This is a genomic window from Methylobacterium sp. ME121 (assembly GCF_000974725.1).
GTDB classification, from domain to species: Bacteria; Pseudomonadota; Alphaproteobacteria; order Rhizobiales; family Beijerinckiaceae; genus Methylobacterium; species Methylobacterium radiotolerans.
The window spans coordinates 48453-72957 of the sequence record NZ_BBUX01000026.1; the positions used below are offsets into that span (position 1 = coordinate 48453).

General features: G+C 71.8%; 19 protein-coding genes. 10 read left to right on the forward strand and 9 right to left on the reverse strand.

Features of this window, described 5'->3' with window-relative positions:
• Positions 1-29: 29 nt before the first annotated feature.
• The 7 genes from ME121_RS17310 to ME121_RS17340 all read right to left on the reverse strand — a co-directional run bounded on the left by ME121_RS17310 (position 30) and on the right by ME121_RS17340 (position 9964).
• Entirely contained in the window at positions 30-2726 is a 2697-nt protein-coding gene (locus tag ME121_RS17310) for a nitrate reductase (RefSeq protein ID WP_059409278.1), read from the reverse strand.
• 88 nt (positions 2727-2814) lie between these two features.
• Complete coding sequence (locus tag ME121_RS17315) at positions 2815-4419, reverse strand: sulfite reductase subunit alpha (protein WP_059409279.1); 1605 nt, start codon at positions 4417-4419, stop codon at positions 2815-2817.
• The gene (locus ME121_RS17320) at positions 4416-6233 is read right to left on the reverse strand and encodes a NirA family protein (RefSeq protein WP_012319267.1); all 1818 of its coding nucleotides are present in this window, start codon (positions 6231-6233) and stop codon (positions 4416-4418) included. Before ME121_RS17320 ends, ME121_RS17315 begins: the two co-directional genes overlap by 4 nt.
• Before the next feature lie 10 nt (positions 6234-6243).
• Entirely contained in the window at positions 6244-7512 is a 1269-nt protein-coding gene (locus tag ME121_RS17325; protein ID WP_012319268.1) for an NAD(P)/FAD-dependent oxidoreductase, read from the reverse strand.
• A gap of 559 nt (positions 7513-8071) precedes the next feature.
• Positions 8072-8251: a hypothetical protein gene (locus ME121_RS17330; RefSeq protein ID WP_024830047.1), complete on the reverse strand. Its 180-nt coding sequence runs from the start codon at positions 8249-8251 to the stop codon at positions 8072-8074.
• A gap of 127 nt (positions 8252-8378) precedes the next feature.
• On the reverse strand, positions 8379-9380 hold the full coding sequence (locus ME121_RS17335; protein ID WP_024830046.1) for a CmpA/NrtA family ABC transporter substrate-binding protein: 1002 nt from the start codon (positions 9378-9380) through the stop codon (positions 8379-8381).
• Positions 9377-9964, reverse strand: coding sequence for an ANTAR domain-containing response regulator (locus ME121_RS17340; protein ID WP_012319270.1), 588 nt, complete (start codon positions 9962-9964; stop codon positions 9377-9379). Before ME121_RS17340 ends, ME121_RS17335 begins: the two co-directional genes overlap by 4 nt.
• Before the next feature lie 222 nt (positions 9965-10186).
• Here ME121_RS17340 and ME121_RS17345 point away from each other — a divergent pair, with 222 nt between their 5' ends.
• The 7 genes from ME121_RS17345 (at position 10187) to ME121_RS17375 (ending at position 20375) form a co-directional block, all read left to right on the forward strand.
• Positions 10187-10789, forward strand: a complete 603-nt coding sequence (locus ME121_RS17345; RefSeq protein WP_012319271.1) for a hypothetical protein — start codon at positions 10187-10189, stop codon at positions 10787-10789.
• 108 nt (positions 10790-10897) lie between these two features.
• Positions 10898-12787, forward strand: a complete 1890-nt coding sequence (locus tag ME121_RS17350) for a glycoside hydrolase family 15 protein (RefSeq protein ID WP_012319272.1) — start codon at positions 10898-10900, stop codon at positions 12785-12787.
• The gene (gene tkt, locus ME121_RS17355; protein ID WP_059409282.1) at positions 12784-14859 is read left to right on the forward strand and encodes a transketolase; all 2076 of its coding nucleotides are present in this window, start codon (positions 12784-12786) and stop codon (positions 14857-14859) included. Before ME121_RS17350 ends, tkt begins: the two co-directional genes overlap by 4 nt.
• Positions 14860-14942: 83 nt before the next feature.
• Entirely contained in the window at positions 14943-17789 is a 2847-nt protein-coding gene (locus tag ME121_RS17360; protein WP_058606966.1) for a bifunctional transaldolase/phosoglucose isomerase, read from the forward strand.
• A 55-nt stretch (positions 17790-17844) separates the two neighbouring features.
• Positions 17845-18822, forward strand: coding sequence for a phosphogluconate dehydrogenase (NAD(+)-dependent, decarboxylating) (gnd, locus tag ME121_RS17365; protein WP_012319275.1), 978 nt, complete (start codon positions 17845-17847; stop codon positions 18820-18822).
• 55 nt (positions 18823-18877) lie between these two features.
• Positions 18878-19603: a 6-phosphogluconolactonase gene (gene pgl / locus ME121_RS17370; protein ID WP_012319276.1), complete on the forward strand. Its 726-nt coding sequence runs from the start codon at positions 18878-18880 to the stop codon at positions 19601-19603.
• A gap of 250 nt (positions 19604-19853) precedes the next feature.
• Positions 19854-20375 carry a cysteine dioxygenase gene (locus ME121_RS17375; RefSeq protein WP_012319277.1) on the forward strand — a complete coding sequence of 174 codons (522 nt, stop codon included), beginning with the start codon at positions 19854-19856 and terminating at the stop codon, positions 20373-20375.
• 22 nt (positions 20376-20397) lie between these two features.
• On the opposite strand, the gene ME121_RS17380 is transcribed toward ME121_RS17375, so the two are convergent.
• Complete coding sequence (locus tag ME121_RS17380) at positions 20398-20859, reverse strand: Lrp/AsnC family transcriptional regulator (RefSeq protein ID WP_012319278.1); 462 nt, start codon at positions 20857-20859, stop codon at positions 20398-20400.
• A gap of 35 nt (positions 20860-20894) precedes the next feature.
• A complete protein-coding gene (locus ME121_RS17385) occupies positions 20895-22019 on the reverse strand; it encodes a 2'-deoxycytidine 5'-triphosphate deaminase (protein ID WP_012319279.1) in 1125 nt (374 codons plus the stop codon).
• A 258-nt stretch (positions 22020-22277) separates the two neighbouring features.
• Between ME121_RS17385 and apaG the strand changes: the two genes are divergently transcribed.
• From apaG to speG, 3 genes are read left to right on the forward strand one after another with little or no spacing between them, the layout of a single operon-like run.
• The gene (gene apaG, locus ME121_RS17390; RefSeq protein WP_012319280.1) at positions 22278-22670 is read left to right on the forward strand and encodes a Co2+/Mg2+ efflux protein ApaG; all 393 of its coding nucleotides are present in this window, start codon (positions 22278-22280) and stop codon (positions 22668-22670) included.
• Between the two features lie 33 nt (positions 22671-22703).
• Positions 22704-23873, forward strand: a complete 1170-nt coding sequence (gene argE / locus ME121_RS17395) for an acetylornithine deacetylase (RefSeq protein WP_012319281.1) — start codon at positions 22704-22706, stop codon at positions 23871-23873.
• On the forward strand, positions 23870-24439 hold the full coding sequence (gene speG, locus ME121_RS17400) for a spermidine N1-acetyltransferase (RefSeq protein ID WP_012319282.1): 570 nt from the start codon (positions 23870-23872) through the stop codon (positions 24437-24439). Before argE ends, speG begins: the two co-directional genes overlap by 4 nt.
• Positions 24440-24505 lie beyond the last annotated feature (66 nt).

A 24505-nucleotide genomic window follows, 5' to 3' on the forward strand; every position in this document is an offset into this window, starting at 1 on the left:
CCGTCCTTGCCGGTGAGTGTATCAGATAATCACGCGGCGCGGGCGGTCTGCCCGGTCAGCATCTTGCGGATCTCCGGTATGCAGGAGCCGCAGTTCGTGCCGGCCTTGCAGGCTGCGCCCACCGCCTCCACGGATGCGGCGCCCCCGGCAATGGTCGCGGCGATGACGTCGGCGCCGACGCCGTGGCAGGCGCAGACCACCGGGCCCGCCGAGGCGGTCGCCGCGCGGCCCGAGAGCAGCGCCCGTCGTTCGGCGGCGCCGGGCGCCTCGGCGGCGAACAGGGCCTTGGCGGCTTCCCAGTCCGGCCGTTCCCCGGCGGGCGCGTAGGCGAGGCAGGCGACGAGGCGGTCGCCGTCGTAGACCGCACAGCGGTAGCGGTCGCGGGCGTGGTCGGCATATTCCGCCAGTTCGCAGCCCGACAGCGCCTCGCTCTGGATCAGCCCGCGGACCATCAGCGCCACCGCCCGGGAGCTGTCGGCGGTGGCGAATTGCGCGCCCCAGCCGCCGGTGATCGCGGCGCGCGCCCACCACCAGCCCTCGGGCATCGCCACCTGCCGGCGCGTCAGCAGGAAACCGCGGGCGCGGTAGCCGACGGAGGCGATGGCCGCCGGGGTCGCCTTGAGTTCGGGCTGACCGGAGACCGGGTCGGTCATGCCGCGCACCAGCGCGCCGACCCGGGCCCGCGACGCGAAGGCGCCGCCCCAGTGCATCGGCATGAACAGGCTGCCCGGCACCACCGTGTCGGTGACCGTCACTTCCAGCTCGGCCGCGCCGTGCGCGGTCGTCAGCCGGGCGATGTCGCCCTCCACCAGGCCGTGGGTCGCCGCGTCGTCCGGGTGGATCTCGACGAACGGCACGGCCCGGTGCGCCGAGAGGCGCTGGCTCTTCCCGGTGCGCGTCATCGTGTGCCAGTGGTCGCGGACCCGGCCGGTGTTGAGCATGAGCGGGAATGCCGTCGAGGCCGCGAGCGCGAGGGCCGGCGGCTGCACCGCGACGAAGCGGGCGCGCCGGTCGAAGGTGTAGAACCGGCCGTCGCCGAACAGACGAGCCTTGCCCTGGGTGGCACCCCGGAGGCCGGAGCGTTTCGGGATCGGCCACTGAACCGGCGGGGCCGCGTCGTAGGCGGCGTCGCTGATGTCGGTGAGCGCGCCGAGGTCGAAGTCGCGGGTGCCGTTGTTCTCGTAGGCCGAGAGCCCGGCATGCTCGCGGAAGATCGCCGCGGCGGAATCGAACGCGAAGGCCCGGCCGTGGCCGAGGCGGCGGCCGACCTCGGCCAGCGCCGCCCAGTCCGGCCGCGCCGCGCCCGGGCTCGTGAGGAAGCGGCGCTGGCGCGAGATCCGGCGCTCGGAATTGGTGACGGTGCCGTCCTTCTCGCCCCAGGCCTGGGCAGGCAGCAGCACTGTGGTCTTGCCGCGACCCAGGGCGGTGTCGGAATCCGCCACTGCCTCGGACACCACGTAGAGGTCGAGGCCGGCGAGCGACGCGCGGATCGCGTCGGCGCGCGGCATCGAGACCAGCGGGTTGGTGCCCATGACCCAGAGGGCCTTGATCTTGCCCCGGGCAATCGCATCGAAGAGCGCCACCGCCTTCATCCCCTCGCCGGTGATGATCCGCGGGGCGCCCCAGTAGCGGCGCACCCGGTCCACCTCCTCGGGGGTGAAGTGCATGTGGGCGGCCAGCATGTTGGCCAAGCCCCCGACCTCGCGCCCGCCCATGGCGTTCGGCTGGCCGGTCAGGGAGAAGGGCCCCATCCCGGTCTCGCCGATGCGGCCGGTGATGAGGTGGCAGTTGATGATGCTGTTGCCCTTGTCGGTCCCCTGAGCCGACTGGTTCACCCCCTGCGAGAAGGCCGTGACGACCCGGCGCGTGCCGGCGAACAGGGCGTAGAAGGTCGCGATGTCGGCCTCCGCCACCCCGGTGACGGCGGCGACCGCCGCGAGATCCGGCGCGATCTGGCGGGCGCGGTCGAGGGCGCCGTCGAGGCCGGCCGTGTGGGCATCGACGAAGGCGCGGTCGCGGAAGCCGTTGTCGGACAGGTAGACCAGCAGGCCCGCGAACAGGGCGGTGTCGGAGCCGGGCCGGATGCCGAGGAACAGGTCGGATTCCTGCGCGGTCTGGGTGCGGCGGGGATCGATGACCACGAACTTGGTGCCGCGGCGCTCCTTGGCGTCGGCCATGCGGCGGAACAGGATCGGGTGGCACCACGCGGTGTTGGAGCCGACCAGCACGATCAGGTCGGCCTCGTCGAGATCCTCGTAGCAGCCCGGCACCGTGTCGGAGCCGAAGGCCCGGCGGTGGGCCGCGACCGCGCTCGACATGCAGAGCCGCGAGTTGGTGTCCACGTGCGGCGTGCCGATGAAGCCCTTCGCGAGCTTGTTGGCGACGTAGTAATCCTCGGTGAGGAGCTGCCCCGACAGGTAGAAGGCGATCGCGTCCGGCCCGTGCTCCGCGGCGACCGCGCCGAGCTTCTTCGCGACGGTGTCGAGAGCGGCGTCCCAGGAGACCTGGGCGCCGTCGACCTGCGGGTGGAGCAGGCGGTTCTCCAGCGAGAGGGTCTCGCCGAGCGCCGAGCCCTTCGAGCACAGGCGGCCGAAATTGGCCGGGTGCTCGGCGTCGCCCGCGATCGTGGCGCCGCCCTGGCCGTCCGGGGTCGCGAGCACGCCGCACCCGACCCCGCAATAGGGGCAGGTGGTCCGCACCGTGGGCGCCGCCACTGGCTGGGTCATGGCTGGATCCTCGAAGGGTCGTCCTGGGCGGGAGCAAGCGCCGCGCCGCATCGCCCTCCCCCGGCACAGGGGGGAGGGTTACCGGTGCTCAGTAGACGTCAGCCTGATACCGCCCGGCCTTCTTGAGCGCCGCGAGGTAGGCCACCGCGTCCTCGGGGCTCTTGCCGCCGAACTGCGCCGCCACGTCGATGATCGCCCGCTCGACGTCCTTGGCCATGCGCTTGGCGTCGCCGCAGACGTAGAAATGCGCACCGCCCTCGAGCCACTTCCACAGCTCGGCGCCGTTCTCGCGCATCCGGTCCTGGACGTAGGTCTTCTCCGTGCCGTCGCGCGACCACGCCAGGGACAGGCGGGTGAGCACCTTGTCGTCCTTCAGGCTGTTCAGCTCGTCCTTGTAGAAGAAGTCGCTGGCCTGCCGCTGGTGGCCGTAGAACAGCCAGTTGCGGCCCGGCGCCCGCGTGGCGGCGCGCTCGCGCAGGAAGGCCCGGAACGGCGCGATGCCGGTGCCGGGACCGCACATGATCACGTCCTTCGCCAGGTCGGCCGGCAGGCCGAAGCCGTGCGCCTTCTGCAGATAGACCTTCACCTTGGTCTGCTCGGGCAGGCGCTCGCCGAGATGGGTCGAAGCGACGCCGAGCCGCAGCCGCGAGCGGTGATTGTAGCGCACCGCGTCCACCGTCAGCGACACCCGGCCGACATCCATCTTCGGCGAGGACGAGATCGAGTAGAGCCGCGGCTGGAGCTCGTCCAGGGCCTCGAGGAAGACCTCGGCGTCGGGCCGCGCGCCCGGGAACTTGTGGAGCGCGCCGAGCACGTCGAGATAGGCGGCGTCGCCGTCCGGATCCTCGCCGGAGGCGAGCGCCTGCGCCTTCTTGCGCGCCGCTCCGGAGGTGAGCAGCGACAGGAGCTGGTAGAGGTTGTCGGGCGCCGCGCCGAGCGCGTAGTTCATCAGCAGGTGCTCGCGCAGGGTCTTCTCGCCGATCACCCGCTCGGGCCGGGCGCCGAGCTCCGCGATCACGGCGTCCACCAGCGCCGGGGCGTTGGCGGGGAACAGGCCGAGGGAGTCGCCGACCTCGTACTGGATCGGCGTGCCGTCCAGGCCGATCTCGATGTGCCACGTCTCCTTCTCGCCGCCCGGATCGTTGAGGCGGCGGCGGGACAGGAACAGCGCCTCGACCGGGTTCTCGCGGCAGTAGCCGAGCGGGCCCAGATCGGCCGCCGCCTTCGGGGCGTCGTCGTCCGCCTTCGGGGCAGCCGGGGCGCCTCCGGCGGCGCCGAACTCCTCGTCGAGCTTCTTGAGCATGCGCAGGGTCTCTTTGCCGCCGGGCTGGCAAAGGTTCAGGCGCGCCTCGTTCTTCAGGAAGATCGCGTTGGCGTAGTCGGCGCAGTTGTAGCCGCACTGGCCGCAATCCTGCTGGGCCATGGCGGCCATCAGCTTCTGCGGCTCGGGCCGATCCTTGGCCATCTCCATCCGCTCGCCGATCGGCACGGAGGGGTCGTGCCAGGGGGCGTCGTCGTTGTCGGCGAGCTTCGGGCCGCTCGCGAGAGCATCGCCCGGCGCCAGCGCCGTGGCACCCGCGGCGGAGGGGCCGAGCAGGGCCGCGAAGTAGCCCGAGAGCCAGGCGCGCTGGTCCTCGTTGAAGGGCGCGGTCTCGGGGATCAGGACGAGGGGGGGCGAGACGTGCTGGGTCATGCGGCGGCCTTCAGGGCGGGCTGGTCCTCGGCGGCGTCGCGGAGCGCCTCCGCGCCGGTGCGGCTGGTGAAGGCCTGGAAGCTCTCCTCGGGGCCCTGGCGGAGGGCGAGGTAGGCGCGCAGCAGCGCCTCGACGCGGGCGGGCGCGTCCTCGGCCTTCACGGCCTTCCAGATCTCGGTGCCGATCTTCGGGTTCTCGGCGAAGCCGCCGCCGACCACGACGTCGTAGCCCTCGACGGTGTCGCCCTCCTCCGAGACCACGACCTTGGCGCCGATCAGCCCGATATCGCCGATGTAGTGCTGGGCGCAGCTGTGATGGCAGCCGGTGAGGTGGACGTTCACCGGCACGTCGAGGTTCGGCACGGCCTTCTCGACGTGGTCGGCGATGATCAGGGCGTGGCCCTTGGTGTCGGAGGCCGCGAACTTGCAGCCCCGCGCGCCCGTGCAGGCCACGAGGCCGGAGCGGATGCCCGCGGCCTTGGTGGTGAGGCCGAGCGCTTCCACGCGGGCTTCCACCTCGGCGACCTTCGCGTCCGGAACCCCGGAGACGATGAAGTTCTGCCAGACGGTGAGGCGGATCTGGCCGTCGCCGCACTCCGCCGCGACCTTCGCCAGCGCCCGGACCTGATCGCTGGTCATCTTGCCGACCGGCAGGACGACGCCGATCCAGTTGAGGCCGGGCTGCTTCTGGGCGTGGACGCCGACATGGGCGAAGCGGTCGGTGGGTTTGCGCGGGGCCACGTGCTCCGGCGCGACCCGGTCGAGCTTGCGGCCGAGCTTGTCCTCGACGGCGGCGAGGTACTTGTCGAAGCCCCAGGCGTCGAGGACGTACTTCATCCGGCTCTTGTTGCGGTTCGTCCGGTCGCCGTTCTCGATGAAGACGCGGATGATCGCGTCGGCGACGGCGTTGCAATCCTCCGGCTTCAGGACGATGCCGGTGTCGCGGGCGAGGTCCCGGTGGCCCGAGATGCCGCCGAGCACGAGGCGCATGTAGATGCCGGGCGGCACGGCGGCCCCGTCCAGCACCTCCACGGCCTGGAAGCCGATGTCGTTCGTCTCCTCCAGGGTCGGCATCACGCCGCTGCCGTCGAAGGCGACGTTGAATTTGCGCGGCAGGCCGTAGAGGGAGCGGTCGTTCAGGATCCAGTTGTGCCAGGACTTGGCGAGCGGGCGCGTGTCCAGAAGCTCCTGGGCGTCGATGCCGGCGGTCGAGGAGCCGGTGACGTTGCGGATGTTGTCGGCGCCCGCCCCCCGGGCGGTGAGGCCGATATCGGTGAGCCCGTCGAGGAAGGGCTGGGCGTGCTCGGGATCGATCTCCCGCACCTGCAGGTTCGCCCGGGTGGTCACGTGGACGTAGCCGCCGCCGTGCTGGTCGGCGAGGTCGGCGACGCCCGCGAACTGCCAGTGGTGCAGGATCCCGTTCGGGATCCGCAGCCGGCACATGTACGAGACCTGATTCGGCGCGACCCAGAACATCCCGTGGTAGCGCCAGCGGAAATTGTCCTCGGGCTTCGGCTGCTTGCCGGCGGCGGCCTCCCGGATGAGGCGATTGTGGCCGTCGAACGGGTTCTCGGCGCGCTTCCACTTCTCCTGATCGCAGAGCTTGCCGCCGTCCCGGACGGTCCGGTCCTGCGCCTTGATGTGGATCGCGTCCGGGCCCGTGGGCTCGGCGGGCGGCGCGGCCGCCCCGGCCCCGCCCGGGGCGAGGCCGCCGGTCAGGCGCACGGCGGCGATGCCGGAGGCGAAGCCTTCGAGGTAGCGCTTCTGCTCGGCCTCGAACGCGCCCGCGGCGCTCTGGGTGGTGGTCTCGGACATCCGCGCCTCCTCAAGCAGCGAGCGGCTCGGGCGCGGGGCGCCCGAACATCAAGTCGTCCACGTTCTCGATCGGGGCGCCGGAGCGGATCAGGCCCTTGCAGGCGCCCTGCTCGGCGATGTCGCCGACGAACACCGCGCCGATCAGTCGGCCGTCGCGCACCAGCAGCTTGCGGTAGAGGCCAGCACCGGGATCGGAGAGCACGATCGCCTCGGCATCGTCAGGCGTGTCCACGATCCCGGCCGAGAAGACCGGCAGGCCCGACACCTTCAGGCTCGTGGACAGGGCCGTGCCCCGGTACTCGGCCGCCTCGCCGGCGAGGTGGCGGGCGAGCGTGTCGGCGTGCTCGTAGGCGGGCTCGACCAGGCCGTAGATCTGGCCGCGGTGCTCGGCGCACTCGCCGAGCGCGAAGATGCGCGGGTCCGAGGTCGTCATCCGGTCGTCGACCGTGATCCCCCGGCCGATCGCCAGCCCCGCTTCCTGGGCCAGCGCCACCGAGGGGCGCACGCCCACCGACATCACCACGAGGTCGGCCGGGAGCGCGGTGCCGTCCGCCAGGACCAGGCGCTCGACCCGGGACGCGCCCTCGACGCGGGCGGTGTCGGCCTCGAGGATGACCCGCACGCCGCGCGCCTCCATGGCGCGCTTCACCAGCCCGGCGGCGTGGTGATCGAGCTGGCGCTCCATCAGCCGGTCCATGACGTGGAGCAGCGTGGTCTCGACCCCGAGGCGCGCGAGCCCGACCGCCGCCTCGAGGCCCAGGAGGCCGCCGCCGATGACGACGGCCCGGGCGTGCCGGACGGCCGCCGCGCGGATCGCCGCCACGTCGGCGAGGTCGCGGAAGGTGATGACGCCCGGAAGGTCCATGCCGGGCTTGGGCAGGCGGATCGGCAGGGAGCCGACCGCGAGGACCAGCCTGTCGAAGGGCACGACGTGGGTCTCGCCCACGATGACGAGCCCGTTCTCCCGATCGATCTGCGTCACGGGCGCGCCGGTGATCAGGCGGATGCCGTGATCCGCGTACCAGTCGAGGCCCCGGAAGGCGCAGGCCGCCTCGTCGACCTCGCCGCCGAGCAGCGAGGAGAGCAGGACCCGGTTGTAGGCGGCCGTGGGCTCGGCCCCGATGCAGGTGATGTCGTAGCGGCCGGGCGCGGCCTCGGTCAGCCGCTCCAGGAAGCGCAGCGAGGCCATGCCGTTGCCGACGACGACCAGCCTCTCGCGCGGTGGGCCGTTCCCGGCGCGCGCGTCGTGTCCGCGTGTGTCCTTAGGGGATGTCGCCATCGCTCGATCGCGTCTGGAACCTCGATTGCAGGGTCGTTGGCGGACCGCCCACGAAAAAGCCGCTGCCGGTCATCTCCCGGCAGGCTTCAGCCTCAGGGAGAACCGGATCAGCGGCCTCGCTGACGGCGCTGTCCGTCGCCGTTGACGGACGCGGAGGTTATTGCAGGTTCCGTGCCAGACGGCGGCCGGCCCGCGAGGGGCGCGCGGATCTTCAGGACCGGCGGCGCGCTCGGTGCTCGGCGGCGGGTCGGAGCGGCGGCTGCGGCACTGCACAAAAACTGTGCGACCCGTCGCGAAAGCGATCAGGCGCGGACCGGACTGCCGGTCGGGACTGTGGACGGTCGCGCGCGTGCGGAACGCGCGAGGTCGAAGGGGTCACGCGCACGGTCGATCGTGCCGTCGGCGCGCGGGGTGTGGCCGGCAGCGCCGCGCGCGTGGATGCTCTGTGCGGATCTGGTCAGGTCGCACGACCATGCCGCCGCGCGAAGCTCCCATGTTCGCGAGACGGAGCCACAGCTTCGCAATACAGGTGATCTGCGGGTGCCTGGCCGGCGATCCGTTACAGGAGCGTCGACAGCATCGCCAGAAGGCCGAGCGTCGGCATCGCGCCGGCGGCCAGGACCCAGTACCACGCGTGGTGCGCGCCGGCCCGACGGTTGTCGTTGCACGCGCGGGGCACTCGGCCGCCCCGGGTCACGTAGCGTCGAAGCTCGACCCGCCCGCGCGGATGCGAGATCAACGATCCAGTTTCGAGTTTGCGGCATCCAGGCATGGCGGAAGCACAACGGGCGAGCCTGCCCGACGTTCCGCCACTGTTCGCACCGATACCGCGGGTCGGTGACGAACTGCGGGAAGTGTCGCCGCCCTCAGGAATCCGCGACCGCCGCCCTGTAGAGATCCGGCCTGTAGACCGTCGCGATCGCCGCCGCGATGTCGAGATCCGCGGGGAGCTGCCGCGCCGCGCGCATCTGCTCCAGCAGCCACCGGGCCTGCGCGGCGCGCGGCTCCTCGACCGCCGCGCCGAAGCGGATGCGCGGGCCCGGCTCGGCGGACGCGTCCGGATCGCCGGCGAAGGCCCGCCCGACCAAGGCGGGATCGAGGTCGAGGTAGGTCCGGCGGGCGAGGCGATGGATCAGTTCGGCCCGGTTCTCCGGATCGGCGCACCAGCGTCCGGCCCGGGCGACCGCCCGCACCAGCGGCAGGATCGCGCCGTCGAGCCGCGCGGAGACGGCCAGCACTTTCTCGGTCGCGTTCGGCGCCAGGGCGCTGCCGTGGACCGCGATCCGCCCGTGGCCGGCCGCGGCCGCCACGTCGTTCCAGGGCGCGCCGGCGCAGAACCCGTCCACTAGGCCGCGCGCCAGCGCCTCCACGCAATGCTGCGGCGGGACCACGACCGTGCGGAAAGCCGCCGCGTCGAGGCCGCCGGCCTCGGCGAACAGCCGCAATTGGTAGCTGTGGCACGAGAAGGGGTGCACCGTGCCGAGCGTCAGGGGGCTGCCGGCGCGGAGCCGCGCCTGCGCCACGCCCGCGAAGGCGCGGGCGACGTCCGCCAGGGCCTCGCCGTCCGGGTCCATCGCCGCCCAGAGGGTGCGGGACAGCGTGACGGCGTTGCCGTCGGTGCTGAGCTGGAGCGGCACGATCAGGTCGGAGGGCGGCCCCGACAGGGCGAGCCGGCTCGCCAGCGCCAGCGGCGCCAGCATGTGCGCGCCGTCGAGATGGCCCAGCGCCAGCCGGTCGCGCAGCGTCGCCCAGGAGGGCTCGGCGGTGAGGTCGAGGTCGAGCCCCTCGGCCCGGGCGAAGCCCAGTTCGTGGGCCGCGATCAGCGGGGCCGCATCGCAGAGCGGAACGTAGCCGAGCTGGAGCCTCATCCGAGCAGGTCCGCGGTGGTGACAATCGCCCGGGCGATGTCGGCGATCTTGCGCTTCTCGTTCATGGCCTTGCGGCGCAGCTGCTTGTACGCCTCGTCCTCGGACAGGCCCTTCATGGTCATCAAGATGCCCTTCGCCCGCTCGATCAGCTTGCGATCGGCGAGTTCGCTCCGCGCCTCCGTCAGTTCGCGCTGGAGGCGCGCGAAGGCGTTGAAGCGCAGGATCGCGATGTCGAGGATCGACTTGATCCGTTCCGCCCGCAGGCCGTCCACAACGTAGGCGGAGATCCCGGCATCGACGGCGGCCTGCATCATGGTCGAGTCCGAGCGGTCGACGAACATCGCCACCGGCCGCTCGACCTGCCGGGAGACGCCCGACATCTGCTCCAGGATGTCCCGGCTCGGGCTCTCCAGATGGATCACCACCACGTCGGGCTTGAGGGCGGCGACGCGCTCCATGAGGTCGGCGGTGTCGGGAATCACGACCACGCGCCCGATCCCGGCGGCGCGCAGGCCCTCTTCCAGGATCGCCGCGCGGGCGCGGCTCGGGTCGATCACGGCGACGGTGAGATTGGTCTCAGTCATCTTGGCCCGGTACGGGGCGGGTCTTCTTCTGGAGGCCGGCCCGGCGCGGGCCACCGGACGCTAAGCAAGGCCCGTGCCCGCAGCGCGACCGTCGGCGGACGTTTCCGCGGTATCCCGTCCCGCGGCACCAGTAACCGCCGCGCAAAGAAATGGTCCAGCTTCCGCCGCAATGCTGACCGCACTCTGCGGACCTCGCGGCGGTCATGGAGATCGGTGATTCGGATGCGCAGGCCAGACCAGCCCGCCCTGACGGACGCCGCCCACGGCCGCGTGTCCATGCCCTTCCTGCCGACGCTGGCCGTCGTGGCGGTCCTGGGCGTGGCCTCGCTGTACTGCCCGAGCTCGAAACCGGTACAGCCCGGCGCCCGGGCCGAGGCGGGCGTGTCCGCCGCTCCCGGACCCACGGATTTCGCGCCGATGGCCGCCATCGCGGCGCCGGGCCGCCCGCCCGCCGTGATCGCGTTCGCCGAGCAGTACCCGCTCGACGCCGTGATCGCGCGGACGGGGTCCCTGCCCGCCCGTCCGGCCGTGGCCGCCCGCGCGACCTCCCACGTCGCGGCCGCGGGCCGGCGCGCCTGCCCGGGCCGGCGCTGCCCCGAGGCGCCGCGCAGCAACCCCGATCCCATGGCGCCCGCGCGCGCGGCGGCCGCCGATGAGGCCGAGGACACCCTGCTCCCGTCGCAGGCCCTGCCCTTCGCGGCCTCGGTGGTGGAGACCCTGGTTCCGGCCGCTCGGGCCGTCGGTGACGCGGCGACTCTCGTGCGCAGCGGCGCGAAGGCGGTCCAGGGCACGGTGGCCCTGGCCGTGGCGGACTGCCTGCGCTGACCGCACCCGGCCCCGGGCGTCCGAACCTCTGGATCTCGTGACCGGACGTCCTAGGTGCGTCGCAGCGGACGGACCGGACTGCCGGCCGCGGACCGGAGCCGGGGCCGGATGGCTGCACGCATCGAGGATTACGCGCTCGTCGGGGATTGCCGCAGCGCCGCGCTGATCAGCCGGCAGGGCAGCGTGGACTGGTTGTGCTGGCCGCGCTTCGACGCGGCCGCCCTGTTCACCAGCCTCCTGGGAACCGAGGCGCACGGCTTCTGGAAGATCTTCCCCGAGGCCGAGAACGTCGAGACCCGCTGGTCCTACAGGCCGGGCAGCCTCGTGCTGGAGACCCGCCACACCACGCGCCAGGGCGAGGTCCTGGTCACGGATTTCATGCCGGTCGGCGACGGGGCCCATCTGGTGCGGCTCGTGGAGGGCGTGCACGGGCGCGTCGCCATGCGGATGGAGATGGCGGTCCGCTTCGATTACGGCTCGGCCGTGCCCTGGGTCTCCCGCTCGGAGCTGGGCGACCTGCGCGCCGTCTCGGGCCCCCACAAGGTCGTGCTGCGCACCGACGTCCATCTCAAGGGATCCGACGCGCAGACGACGGTGTCCGAGTTCACCGTCCATGCCGGCGAGAAGCACCGGTTCGTCCTGAGCTACGGCCCCTCGCACGAGGACGATCCGCCCCCGATCGAGCCGCGCAAGGTCCTCGAGGCCACGGACCAGCACTGGCGCGAATGGTCGTCGCGCTGCACCGGCGGCACGCGATGGGACCGGATGCTCCAGCGCTCGCTGCTGACCCTCAAGGCGCTGATCTACGAACCCACCGGCGGCATCGTGGCGGCGCCCACGGCCTCCCTGCCGGAGGGGCTCGGCGGGATCCGGAACTGGGATTACCGCTTCTGCTGGCTGCGCGACTCGACCCTGACGCTGATCGCCCTGATGGACGGGGGCTACATCGACGAGGCGCGCGACTGGCTGGGCTGGCTGCTGCGGGCCGTGGCGGGCAATCCCGAGCAGGCGCACATCCTCTACGGCATCGCCGGCGAGCGGCTGCTGCCCGAGATCGAGCTCGACTGGCTGCCGGGCTACGAGAACTCGCGGCCCGTCCGGATCGGCAACGCCGCAGCCAGCCAGTTCCAGCTCGACGTCTACGGCGAGCTGTTCGACGCGCTCTATCAGGCCCATGCCCGCGGCCTGCCGGTCAGCAAGGACGGGATACGGGTCGGCCTCGCGATCCTGAACCACCTGGAGAAGGCGTGGCGCGAGCCCGACGAGGGGATCTGGGAGGTGCGCGGCGGCCGTCGCCACTTCACCCACTCGAAGGTGATGGCCTGGGTGGCGTTCGACCGGGCCCTGCGCATGCACGAAATGCACGAGAACGGCGCCACCGACGCGCAGGCCGCGCGCTGGCGCGCGATCAAGGACGAGATCCACGCCGAGGTCTGCGCGAAGGGCTTCGACCCCGCCCTCAACAGCTTCGTGCAGTCCTACGGCGCGAAGGCGCTGGACGCGAGCCTGCTGCTCATCGCCCATACCGGCTTCCTCCCGCAGCACGATCCCCGGGTGGTCGGCACCGTGGAGGCGATCGGCAAGGGGCTGATGCGGGACGGCTTCATCCTCCGCTACGAGACCGAGGGTCAGACCACCGACGGGCTGACCGGGACCGAGGGGGCTTTCCTCCCCTGCACCTTCTGGTACGTCGACAACCTCATCGGCCTGGGGCGGCGCGACGAGGCCGGGGCGCTGATCGAGCGCCTGATCGGCATCTGCACCGATCTCGGCCTCGTCAGCGAGGAATACGACGTGCAAGCCAAGCGTCTTGTGGGTAACTTCCCTCAGGCGTTCACCCACGTCGCCCTCGTCAACACGCTCCTCAGCTATACGCGCGGCGAAGGGCCGGCGGATCGGCAGGGTGGTAAGGCCAACGGAGCTCCTCCCGCCGTCCTACGGCAGCGCGAAGCCGCGAAGCGGACCGCGCGAGGCGAACTGGAAGACGCGACATCATGAGCGGTGCTGACACTCCCGCCAAGGCGGCCCTCGCTGAGATCGATACGCTCAGCATCAACACGATCCGGACGCTCGCGATCGACGCGGTGCAGAAGGCCAATTCCGGCCATGCCGGCGCGCCCATGGCGCTGGCGCCGGTCGCCTACACCCTGTGGAACCGCTACCTGCGCTACGACCCGGCGCATCCGCACTGGCCCAACCGCGACCGGTTCGTGCTGTCCTGCGGCCACGCCTCGATGCTGCTCTACGGGCTCCTGCACCTCGCGGGCGTCGCCGAGAGCGACGGCGGCAACGCCCCGGCGGTGTCGCTGGAGGACATCAAGAAGTTCCGCCAGCTCGACAGCCGGACCCCGGGCCACCCGGAATACCACTTCACCACCGGCGTCGAGACCACCACGGGCCCGCTCGGCCAGGGCGTCGCCAACTCGGTCGGCATGGCCATGGGCAGCCGCTTCCTCGGCCGGCACCTGAACCGGCCGAACCTGCCGCTGTTCGACTACAACGTCTACGCCGTCTGCTCGGACGGCGACCTCATGGAGGGCGTCGCCTCGGAGGCCGCCTCGCTGGCCGGCCACCTGCGGCTCGCCAACCTCTGCTGGATCTACGACGACAACACCATCACCATCGAGGGCCACACGGAGCTGGCCTTCGGCGAGGAGGTCGCGACCCGCTTCCTGGCCTACGGCTGGCAGGTGCTGCGCGTCGCCGACGCCAACGACGTGCACGCGCTGGCGGGCTCGATCGAGACGTTCCTCGCGACCAACGACCGGCCGACGCTGATCATCGTCAAGTCGGTGATCGGCTACGGCGCGCCCAAGAAGCAGGGGACCTCGAAGGCCCACTCGGACGCGCTCGGCGAGGACGAGGTGAAGGGTGCCAAGCGCGCCTACGGCTGGCCGGAGGACGCCCAGTTCCTCGTGCCGGACGGCGTGCAGGAGAACTTCCGCGATGGGATCGGCAAGCGCGGCGCCGGCCTCTACGACGCGTGGCAGGGCCTGCTCGCCAAGGCGAAGGAAGCCGATGCCGCCCACGCCGAGGACCTGAACGCCTTCCTGGAGGGCCGCCTGCCGGAGGGCTGGGACAAGGACATCCCGGTCTTCGAGCCGGACGCCAAGGGCCTCGCCACCCGCGAATCCTCCGGGAAGGTGCTGAACGCCATCGCCCAGCACGTGCCGTTCCTGCTCGGCGGCTCGGCGGACCTGGCGCCGTCCAACAAGTCCAACCTGACCTTCGAGGGCGCGGGCTCGTTCGGCCCGTTCTCGCCGGGCGGCCGCAACCTGCATTTCGGCGTCCGCGAGCACGCCATGGGCTCGATCGTGAACGGGCTCGGCCTCTCCGGGCTGCGGGCCTACGGCGCGACTTTCCTGGTCTTCGCCGACTACATGCGCCCGCCGATCCGGCTGGCCTCGCTCATGGAGCTGCCGGTCTTCCACATCTTCACCCACGACTCGATCGGCGTGGGCGAGGACGGGCCGACCCACCAGCCGGTGGAGCAGCTCCTGTCGCTGCGCTGCATCCCCGGCCTCGTCACCCTGCGCCCGGCCGACGCCAACGAGGTCGCCGAAGCCTACCGGGTGATCTTCACCCTGAGGAACCAGCCGGCGGTGCTCGCGCTGTCGCGCCAGCCGCTGCCGACGCTCGACCGTACGAAGTACGGCGCGGCCTCGGGCACCGCCAAGGGCGGCTACGTGCTCGCCGACTGCGACGGCACGCCCGACGTGATCCTGCTCGCCTCGGGTTCCGAGGTGCAGCTCTGCGTCGGCGCCTACGAGGCGCTGAAGGCCGAGGGCGTGAAGGCCCGGGTCGTGTCGATGCCGTCCTGGGACCTGTTCGAGCGGCAGGACCGAGCCTACCGCGACGCGGTGCTGCCCCCCGCCGTCAAGGCGCGGGTCGCCGTCGAGCAGGGCAGCGTCATCGGCTGGGACCGCTACGCCGGCTCCGAGGGCGCGGTGATCGGCATGCACACCTTCGGCGCCTCGGCGCCGATCAAGGATCTCCAGACCAAGTTCGGCTTTACCCCCGAGAAGGTCCTGGACGCCGCGAAGGCGCAGGTGGCCAAGCATAAGAAGTAGCCCGGGGGGCTGCTCTCCCGCCCGGTCCGGGCGGGAGAGCGCGTTCGGGCGCGAGTACGCGGTACGCGAGACGAGGAATCGACATGAACGCGCTCAAGGCCCTGCACGACGAACAGGATCAGGCGGTCTGGCTCGACTTCGTGGCCCGCGGCTTCATCGCGAAGGGCGAGCTGAAGCAGCTCGTGGAGCGCGACGGCCTGCGGGGCGTCACCTCCAACCCGTCGATCTTCGAGAAGGCGATCGGCCACTCGGACGAGTACGACGACAGCCTCAAGGCGGTGCAGGCGACCGGCGACAGCCGCGTCATCGACCTCTACGAGGGGCTCGCCATCGCCGACATCCAGGCGGCCGCCGACGTGCTCCGCCCGGTCTACGAGGCGAGCGACGGCGCGGACGGCTACGTCAGCCTGGAGGTCTCGCCCTACCTCGCCCTCGACACCGAGGAGACGTTGGCCGAGGCGCGGCGCCTGCACAAGGCGGTGTCCCGCGACAACCTGATGGTCAAGGTCCCGGCGACACCGCAGGGCATCCCGGCGATCCGGCAGCTGACCAGCGAGGGCATCTCGATCAACGTCACCCTGCTGTTCTCGCAGGAGGCCTACGAGGCCGTGGCGCGCGCGTTCATCGACGGGCTGGACGAGCGCGCGAAGGCCGGCCACGACGTCTCGCGCATCGCCAGCGTGGCGAGCTTCTTCATCAGCCGCATCGACGTGCTGGTCGACAAGCTGCTGGACGAGAAGATCGCGGAGGCCAACGACCCCGACGAGAAGATCGCCCTGGAGCAGCTCAAGGGCAAGGTCGCGATCGCCAACGCCAAGCTCGCCTACCAGCGCTACAAGCGCATCTTCGCCGAATCCAAGTGGACGGCGCTGGCCGAGAAGGGCGCCAAGGCGCAGCGGCTGCTCTGGGCCTCCACGGGTGTGAAGAACAAGGCCTATTCCGACGTCCTCTACGTCGAGGAGCTGATCGGCCCGAACACCGTCAACACCATGCCGCCCGCCACCATGGACGCGTTCCGCGACCACGGCGTGGTGCGGGCGACGATCGAGGAGGACGTGCCGGGCGCCGAGGCCGTGATGGCCAAGCTCGCGCGGACCGGCATCGACATCGAGACGATCGCCGAGCAGCTGGTTCGCGAGGGCGTGCAGCTCTTCATCGACGCCGCCGACAACCTGCTGGGCGCCGTCGCCGGCAAGCGCGCCGCGCTGCTGGGGCACCGGCTCGACGGCCAGAGCCTCGCCATGGACGACACCCTGGCGGCCGAGGCGAAGAAGGCTGTCGAGTCCTGGCGCGCCAGCGGGTCGATCCGCCGGCTCTGGGCGGGCGACGCCTCGGTCTGGTCCGGCCACGACGAGGCGAACTGGCTCGGCTGGCTGCACATCGTCGAGGAGGAGCTGGAGAAGGCCGCCGACTACGCCGCCTTCTCCGAGTGGGTGAAGGCGCAGGGCTTCACCGACGCCGTCGTGCTCGGCATGGGCGGGTCGAGCCTCGGCCCGGAGGTCCTGAGCCTGACCTACGGCCAGCGCGAGGGCTTCCCCAAGCTCCAGATCCTCGACTCGACCCACCCGGATCAGGTGCGCGCCCTCGAGGCGAGCATCGACCTGGGCAGGACCCTGTTCATCGTCGCCTCCAAGTCCGGCTCGACGCTGGAGCCGAACGTCTTCCGCGACTACTTCCTGGCCCGCGCCAAGGACGTGCTCGGCGACCGGGCCGGCGACCATTTCGTGGCCGTGACCGATCCCGGCTCCGACATGGAGCGCGCCGCGCAGAGCGATAAGTTCAAGAAGATCTTCTACGGCGTGAAGCAGATCGGCGGGCGCTACTCGGTGCTCTCGGCCTTCGGCCTCGTGCCGGCCGCCGCCATGGGCCTCGACGTGAAGGCGCTCCTCGAGACCGCCCGCATCATGGTCCGCTCCTGCGGCCCGGCCGTGCCGCCGGCCGTGAATCCGGGCGTCCTGCTGGGCACGGCCATCGGCGCTGCGGCGCTCGCCGGCCGCGACAAGGTGACGATCGTCGCCTCCCCGGCGATCGCGAGCTTCGGCGCCTGGGCCGAGCAGCTGATCGCGGAATCGACCGGCAAGCAGGGCAAGGGCCTCGTGCCGGTGGACGGCGAGCCGGTCGGCGTTCCGGCGGTCTACGGCCACGACCGGTTCTTCGTCTACCTCCGCCTCGACGGCAACGCCGAGGCCTCGCAGGACGAGGCCCTGCGCGCCCTGGAGCGGGACGGCCACCCGATCGCCCGCATCACCCTCGACTCGATCGAGCAGCTGCCGCAGGAATTCTACCGCCTGGAGATGGCGACCGCGGTGGCCGGCGCGGTGATCGGGATCAACCCGTTCGACCAGCCCGACGTCGAGGCCAGCAAGGTCGAGACCAAGAAGCTGTTCGCCGAGGCCGAGGCGAAGGGCGCCCTCCCCGCCGAGACGCCGCTCTTCTCCGACGACGCGATCGCGCTCTACGCCGATCCGCGCAATGCCGAGGGTCTGCCGCAGGCGACCGACGGCCTGGAGGCCGCGCTCAAGGCGCAGGTCGTGCGGCTCAAGGACGGCGATTACCTCGGCCTGCTCGCCTACGTGCCGCGCGATGCCGAGGCCGCCGGCATCCTCCAGGAGGCGCGGATCGCCGTGCGCGACGCCCGCAAGGTGGCGACCTGCCTCGAGTTCGGGCCGCGGTTCCTGCACTCCACCGGCCAGGCCTACAAGGGCGGCCCGGATACCGGCGTGTTCCTGCAGATCACCGCGGATCCGTCGCAGGATCTCCCGATCCCGGGCCGGTCCCTCGGCTTCGCCACGGTGGTGGCCGCGCAGGCACGGGGCGATTTCGCCGTGCTGGCCGAGCGCGGCCGGCGGGCGCTGCGGGTCCACATCAAGGGCGACCTCGAGGCCGGGCTGAAGCGCGTCGCGGCCGCCCTCAAGGCCGCGGTGGCGTAGGCGCACCTTTCCCCCTCCCCGGTTTCAGGGAGGGGAGACTCTGAGGAGATCGGCAATGCAACTCGGCATGATCGGCCTCGGCCGGATGGGCGGCAACATCGTCCGGCGCCTCCTGCGCGACGGGCACACGGCCGTGGTGTTCGACCAGAACCCGGCGGCCGTCGCCGCCCTGGTCGAGGCCGGCGCGGTCGGCGCGTCGAGCCTGGAGGACCTGGTCTCCAAGCTGGAGGTGCCGCGCGCGGCCTGGGTGATGCTGCCGGCCGGGGCGATCACCGAGCAGACCGTCCAGGCGCTCTCGGGGCTGATGCAGGCGGACGACTGCATCATCGACGGCGGCAACTCGTTCTACGGCGACGATGTCCGCCGCGGGGCCGCCCTGAAGGAGAAGGGCCTGCACTACGTGGATGTCGGCACCTCGGGCGGCGTCTGGGGCCTGGAGCGCGGCTACTGCATGATGATCGGCGGGGACAAGGAAGCCGTCGACCGCCTCGACCCGATTTTCAAGACCCTGGCGCCCGGCGTCGGTGACATCCCGAAGACGCCGAACCGCGAGGGGCGCGACCCCCGCGCCGAGCAGGGCTACATCCACGCGGGTCCGACCGGCGCCGGCCACTTCGTGAAGATGGTCCATAACGGCATCGAGTATGGCCTGATGCAGGCCTACGCGGAGGGTTTCGACATCCTCCGCCATGCGAATTCCGCGGACCTGCCGGCCGAGCGCCGCTTCGATCTCAACATGGGCGACATCGCCGAGGTCTGGCGCCGCGGCAGCGTCGTCTCGTCCTGGCTCCTCGACCTGACCGCCCAGGCGCTCGCGGGCGACGAGCAGCTCACCGACTTCTCCGGCTACGTCGAGGATTCGGGCGAGGGCCGCTGGACCATCAACGCCGCCGTCGAGGAGGGCGTCCCCGCGACGGTGCTCTCGGCCGCCCTCTACCGCCGCTTCCGCTCCCGCGAGCACGCGAGCTACGCCGACAAGCTGCTCTCGGCGATGCGCAAGGGCTTCGGCGGTCACCAGGAGCCGAAGGGCTGAGCGGGACGCCCGCGGACCGCCCCGTCCGACCCCCGAAGCCGCAGGGCCCGAACCCATGAGCCTTCCCGTCGGAACGCACGTCCTGAAGGATCCGGAGGCGGTCGCCCGCGAGGCGGCCGAGCGGATCATCGTGGCCTGCGGCGAGACTCGGTCCGAGCGGATCGCGCTCTGCCTCTCGGGCGGCTCGACCCCCAAGGTGCTGTACGGCCTGCTCGCCGGGCCGGATTACGCGGCCCGGGTGCCGTGGGAGCGGATCCACTGGTTCTTCGGGGACGACCGCGCGGTGCCGTGGGACGACCCGCGCAGCAATGTCCGGATGGTCCGGGAAGCGTTCGGCCGCGGATCCCGGATCCCGCCGACGCATCTCCACTTCATCCCCTCGGACGCGGGCCCCGAGGCGGGCGCCCGCGCCTACGAGCGGACGCTCCTCGACTTCTACGGCGCCGACAGCCTCGATCCGGCCCGCCCGCTGTTCGATCTCGTGCTGCTCGGCCTGGGCGAGGACGGCCACACCGCCTCGCTGTTTCCCGGCAAGCCCGCCGTCGACGAGACCCGGCGGCTCGTCGTCGCCGTGCCGGAGGCCGGCCTGGAGCCGTTCGTCCCCCGGATCAGCCTGACGTTGCCGGCGCTCGCGTCTTCCCGGCACGTGCTGTTCCTCGTCACCGGTGCCGGCAAGCGGACCCCGCTGGCCCGGCTCGCCGCGGGCGAGGCGCTGCCCGCCGGCCGCGTGACCAGCACCGGCGCCGTGGCGTGGTTGCTGGACGAGGCCGCGGCCGGCTGAGGCCGGCTGCCGCTCCCGCGTCCCGCGGCGGGACCCTCCGCGCGGGTCCCGCCGCGTCGTCCGGGTGGACGCGCCGGCGTCGGGCTCGCGGGGTTCTCCGCCCTCGCGCAACGCGGTTTCTCGCGGCCGCGCTTTCGCGCAATGACTTTGCCGCACCGGGCGATATCGGGTGCGAGAACGCAACCCGCCCACGCAGGACCTTGGGTACTCTTCGCGCAGCCTCGTGAAGGGCACCGAAGGAGACTGGCCGATGCCGCAGACCGCGACCCCGAACGACGTCGAGGCGATGCTGGCGAACCTCGCCCGCTCCGCGGGCCGGTCGCCGGAGGCCTACCTGGCCTCGGCCCGGTCCACCCTGGTCCGCATCCTGGCGCAGCCGGACCTGCTCGACCCGTCGCGGCTGGTCGGCCAGGGGCCCGGCCTGAGCCGGAACCTCCTGTTCGGCACCGAGGCGATCAGCGTCTGGGCGATGGTCTGGGCGCCCGGCACGGTGACGCCGGTCCACGACCACCACTGCTCGTGCTGCTTCGGCCTGTTGCGCGGCAGCCTCCGGGAGACGTGGTACCGCCCGATCAGCGAGACCCACGCCGTGGCGACCATGGACGCCGTCCGCGAGCCCGGCTTCGTCGCCTGCATGATGCCCACGGGGCCGAACCTGCACCGGATCGCCAATGACGGGCCGGAAGCGGCCGTCTCGATCCACGTCTACGGCTACGACCACCGGGCGCAGGACTCGTCGATCCACCGGACCTACGCGGTGGCGGCGGGCTGAGCCCCGCCGCAGCGCGGTCGCCTCACGCCACGTAGATCGTCGGGACGGCGGTCGTGTACTTCATCTCCTCCATGGCGATGGAGGAGGACAGATTCGAGAAGTCGAGCTTGGCGATGAGGCGCTGGTAGACCGCGTCGTAGGCCTCGATGTCGGGCACGACGATCCGCAGCAGGTAGTCGATCTCGCCGGTCAGGCGCCACGCCTCGACGATCTCCGGGAAGCCGGCGACCACCCGCCGGAAGGCGTCCGACCAGTCTGCGGCGTGGCGCGGCGCCTTCACGGCCACGAACACCGTGGTGGGGACGTTGACCTTGCGGCGATCCACCAGGGCGACCCGGCGACGGATCACTCCGGACGCCTCCAGCTTCTTCACCCGCCGCCAGCACGGCGCCGCGCTGATGCCGACCTGCTCGGCGAGCTCGGCCACCGGGAGCGTCGCGTCCTGCTGGAGGAGATCGAGGATCTTCCGGTCGACGGCGTCCATGCGATCGCTGCTCCCGTCTGCGGGTCCGGGCCGGACTACAGGGCGAAATGCTTCGAGAGCTTGAGCCCCTGGGCCTGGTAGTTCGAGCCGGCCCCGGCCCCGTAGAGCGTCTCCGGCAGGTCGAGCATCCGCTCGTAGACGAGGCGGCCGACGATCTGCCCGTCCTCCAGGAGGAACGGCACGTCGCGGGAGCGGACCTCCAGCACGGCCCGCGCGCCCGCCCCGCCCGCCCCGGCATAGCCGAAGCCCGGGTCGAAGAAGCCCGCGTAGTGGACCCGGAACTCGCCCACCAGGGGATCGAACGGCACCATCTCGGCGGCGTGGTCCGGCGGGACCTGCACGGCCTCCTTCGACGCCAGGATGTAGAACTGGCCGGGGTCGAGGATCAGGCTGCCCGACCCGTCGGCGGCGAGGGGCTCCCAGAAATCCGCGGCCCGGTGGCGGCCGGGGGCGTCCACGTCGACGAGGCCGGTGTGGCGCTTCGCCCGGTAACCCACGAGGCCGTCGAAGCCGGCGAGGTCCACCGAGACCGCGACGCCGCCCTGGAAGGACGGGCTGCCGGCGTCGACCAGGGCCGAGCGGGCGTGCAGCAGGCCGAGCTCGACCTCGGTCAGCCGCGGCGCCCCGCGGCGGAAGCGGATCTGCGACAGCCGCGAGCCGCTGCGCACGAGGACCGGGAAGGTGCGCGGCGAGATCTCCGCGTAGAGCGGCCCGTCGTAGCCGGGCTCGACCTGGTCGAAGGCCTCGCCGCGGTCGGTGATCACGCGGGTGAAGACGTCGATGCGCCCGGTCGAGCTCTTCGGGTTCGCGGCCGCCGCGAGATCGGCCGGCAGGGCGAGGCTCTCCTGGAGCTCCGCGATGTAGACGCAGCCCGTCTCCAGGACGGCGCCCGGGCGCAGGTCGACGGCGTGCAGCGACAGCCGGTCGACGCAGGCCTGGACCGTCCGTCCCGAGCCGGGCAGGAAGCTCGTCCGAACCCGGTAGGCCTTGGCGCCGAGGCGCAGGTCGAGGCTCGCGGGCTGGATCTGGTCGGGTGCGAAGGGGCTCGCGGTCCGGATGCCGCCCGCCTGGGCCAGGGCGGCGATCGCCTGGGCCGGCAGAATGCCGGATCGGCCGTCCGCGCTCGACTCGGCGGCTCCCGTGGCTGCGCCCGCGTTCATCGCGCCCCTGACTCCTTCGCGCGCCCCGGCCGGTCCGCGTCACTCCGATCAGCGTTGTCCGTCGGGACCCGCTAACGCGGGCTTAACCGCTTCCGCAGGCCGCGTCATGCCGGCGCCGCGCCCCGCCGGGGGGCCGGCGTCGCGCGAGGTAGTCCGCCGCAATTGACGACGATTCCGCCGCCCACTACCACCGGCCGGGAAGCGCGTTCCATTCGGCTTCAGCGAGTCGTACCGTCCGAAGAAGGGCCAAATAGGGCGATGTACAAGGCCGAGACGCGGGGAATAAGTGTGACGGTTCAGTCTCGTTTCGTCGAGGAGGAGTCCTCGCCGACCGAGAGCCGCTACTTCTTCGCCTACACGGTCGAGATCGTGAACAACGGCAGCGAGCAGGTCCAGCTGCGCTCGCGCCACTGGCGGATCATCGACGGCCACGGCGCCTGCCAGGAGGTGCGCGGCACCGGGGTGGTCGGCAAGCAGCCGGTGCTGGAGCCGGGCGAGTCCTTCTGCTACACCAGCGGCTGTCCGCTCAACACGCCCGACGGGTTGATGGCCGGCAGCTACACCATGGCGACGGTGGCCGGCGAGAGCTTCGAGGCCGAGATCCCCGCCTTCTCCCTCGACAGCCCGCACGTCCGCCGCAGCCTGCACTGAGGTCCCGGCCGGGGCCTCGCCCCGGAGGAATCCATGTCCGCGACCGGCGAGCGGCTGAGCCCGCTCGACATGCTCGCCCGCCTCGTGTCCTTCGATACGGAGAGCGACAAGTCCAACCTCGCCCTGATCGACGCCGTCAGCGCCTATCTCGACGGCTGGGACGTCCCGTACCTGCGTCTCCCGAACGCGGCGGGCGACAAGGCCGCCATCCTCGCGACGGTCGGCCCGATGGTCGACGGCGGCGTCGTCCTGTCCGGCCATACCGACGTGGTGCCGGTGACGGGCCAGGCCTGGACCAGCGACCCGTTCACCCTGCGCGTCGCCGACGGCCGGGCCTACGGACGGGGCGCGGTCGACATGAAGGGCTTCGACGCGCTGGCCCTGGCCCTGGTGCCCGACATGATCGCCGCCGGCCTGAAGCGGCCGATCCACATCCTGCTCTCCTACGACGAGGAGACGACCTGCCTCGGCTCGATGGACGGGATCGCGCGGTTCGGCGACGGCCTGCCCCGCCCGGCCGCGGTGATCGTCGGCGAGCCCACCGGGATGGAGGTGGCGGACGCCCACAAGAGCATCGTCACCTGCCTCACCACGGTCCACGGCCACGAGGCCCATTCCGCCCGCCCGGCCCTCGGCGCGAACGCCGTGTCGGCCGCCTGCGACCTCGTCGCCGGCCTCAACCGGATCGCCGACCTGATGATCGAGCGCGGCGACCCGTCCGGGCGGTTCGATCCCGCCTCGACCACGGTCCATGTCGGGACGATCCAGGGCGGCACCGCGCGCAACATCCTCGCCAAGGAGTGCCGCTTCCTCTGGGAGTATCGCGGCCTGCCCGATCTCGACCCGGCCGAGATCCCGCGGCTCTTCGCGGCCGAGGTCGAGCGGGTCACCCGCGAGCGCCTCAACCGCTACGGCGCGTACGGGCGGATCGAGACGCTGGAGGAGGTCGACATTCCGGGCCTCGCTCCGGAGCCGGGCTCGGAGGCCGAGCGCCTCTGCCTGCGCCTCGCGGGACGCAACCGCACCGTCGCGGTCCCCTACGCCACGGAGGCCGGGCGCTTCCAGGCGGCGGGTCTCCCGACGGTGGTCTGCGGCCCCGGCGACATCGCCCAGGCGCACCAGCCCGACGAGTTCATCACCCTCGATGCCCTGGGCCAGGGTGAGCACTTCCTGCGCAAGCTGATCGAGGTGGGTGCGTCATGAATGCGGTGACCGGTATCACCATCAAGCTGCGCCCGCTGGAGCGGGAGGACCTGCGCTTCGTCCACCAGCTCAACAACAACGACAGCATCATGCGCTACTGGTTCGAGGAGGCTTACGAGTCCTTCGCCGAACTGCAGCAGCTCTACGAGCGCAACATCCACAATCAGACCGAGCGGCGCTTCATCGTGGCCGACCCGAGCGGGGAGCCGGCCGGGCTGATCGAGCTCGTCGAGATCAACCACCTGCACCGGCGCTGCGAGTTCCAGATCGCGATCCACCCGAGCTTCCAGGGCCGCGGCTACGCGTGGCAGGCCACCCGGATCGCCATGGATTACGCCTTCAGCGTGCTCAACATCCACAAGCTCTACCTGCATGTCGACCGGGACAATGCCCGGGCCGTGCGGATCTACGAGCGCTGCGGCTTCCACCCCGAGGGCGTGCTGAAGGACGAGTTCTTCGTGAACGGGCGCTATCGCGACGCCGTGCGGATGTGCCTGTTCCAGCCCGAATATCTCAGGGCCCGCGGCGGCGGCGGCGACATCGCGGAGCCCGTCCTGAAGGCCTGAACCGGGTCCCGTCCGCCGCCCGCGGGCGCCGTCGACCCGAGACGACGAGGGGGAGGAGCCGGTCGG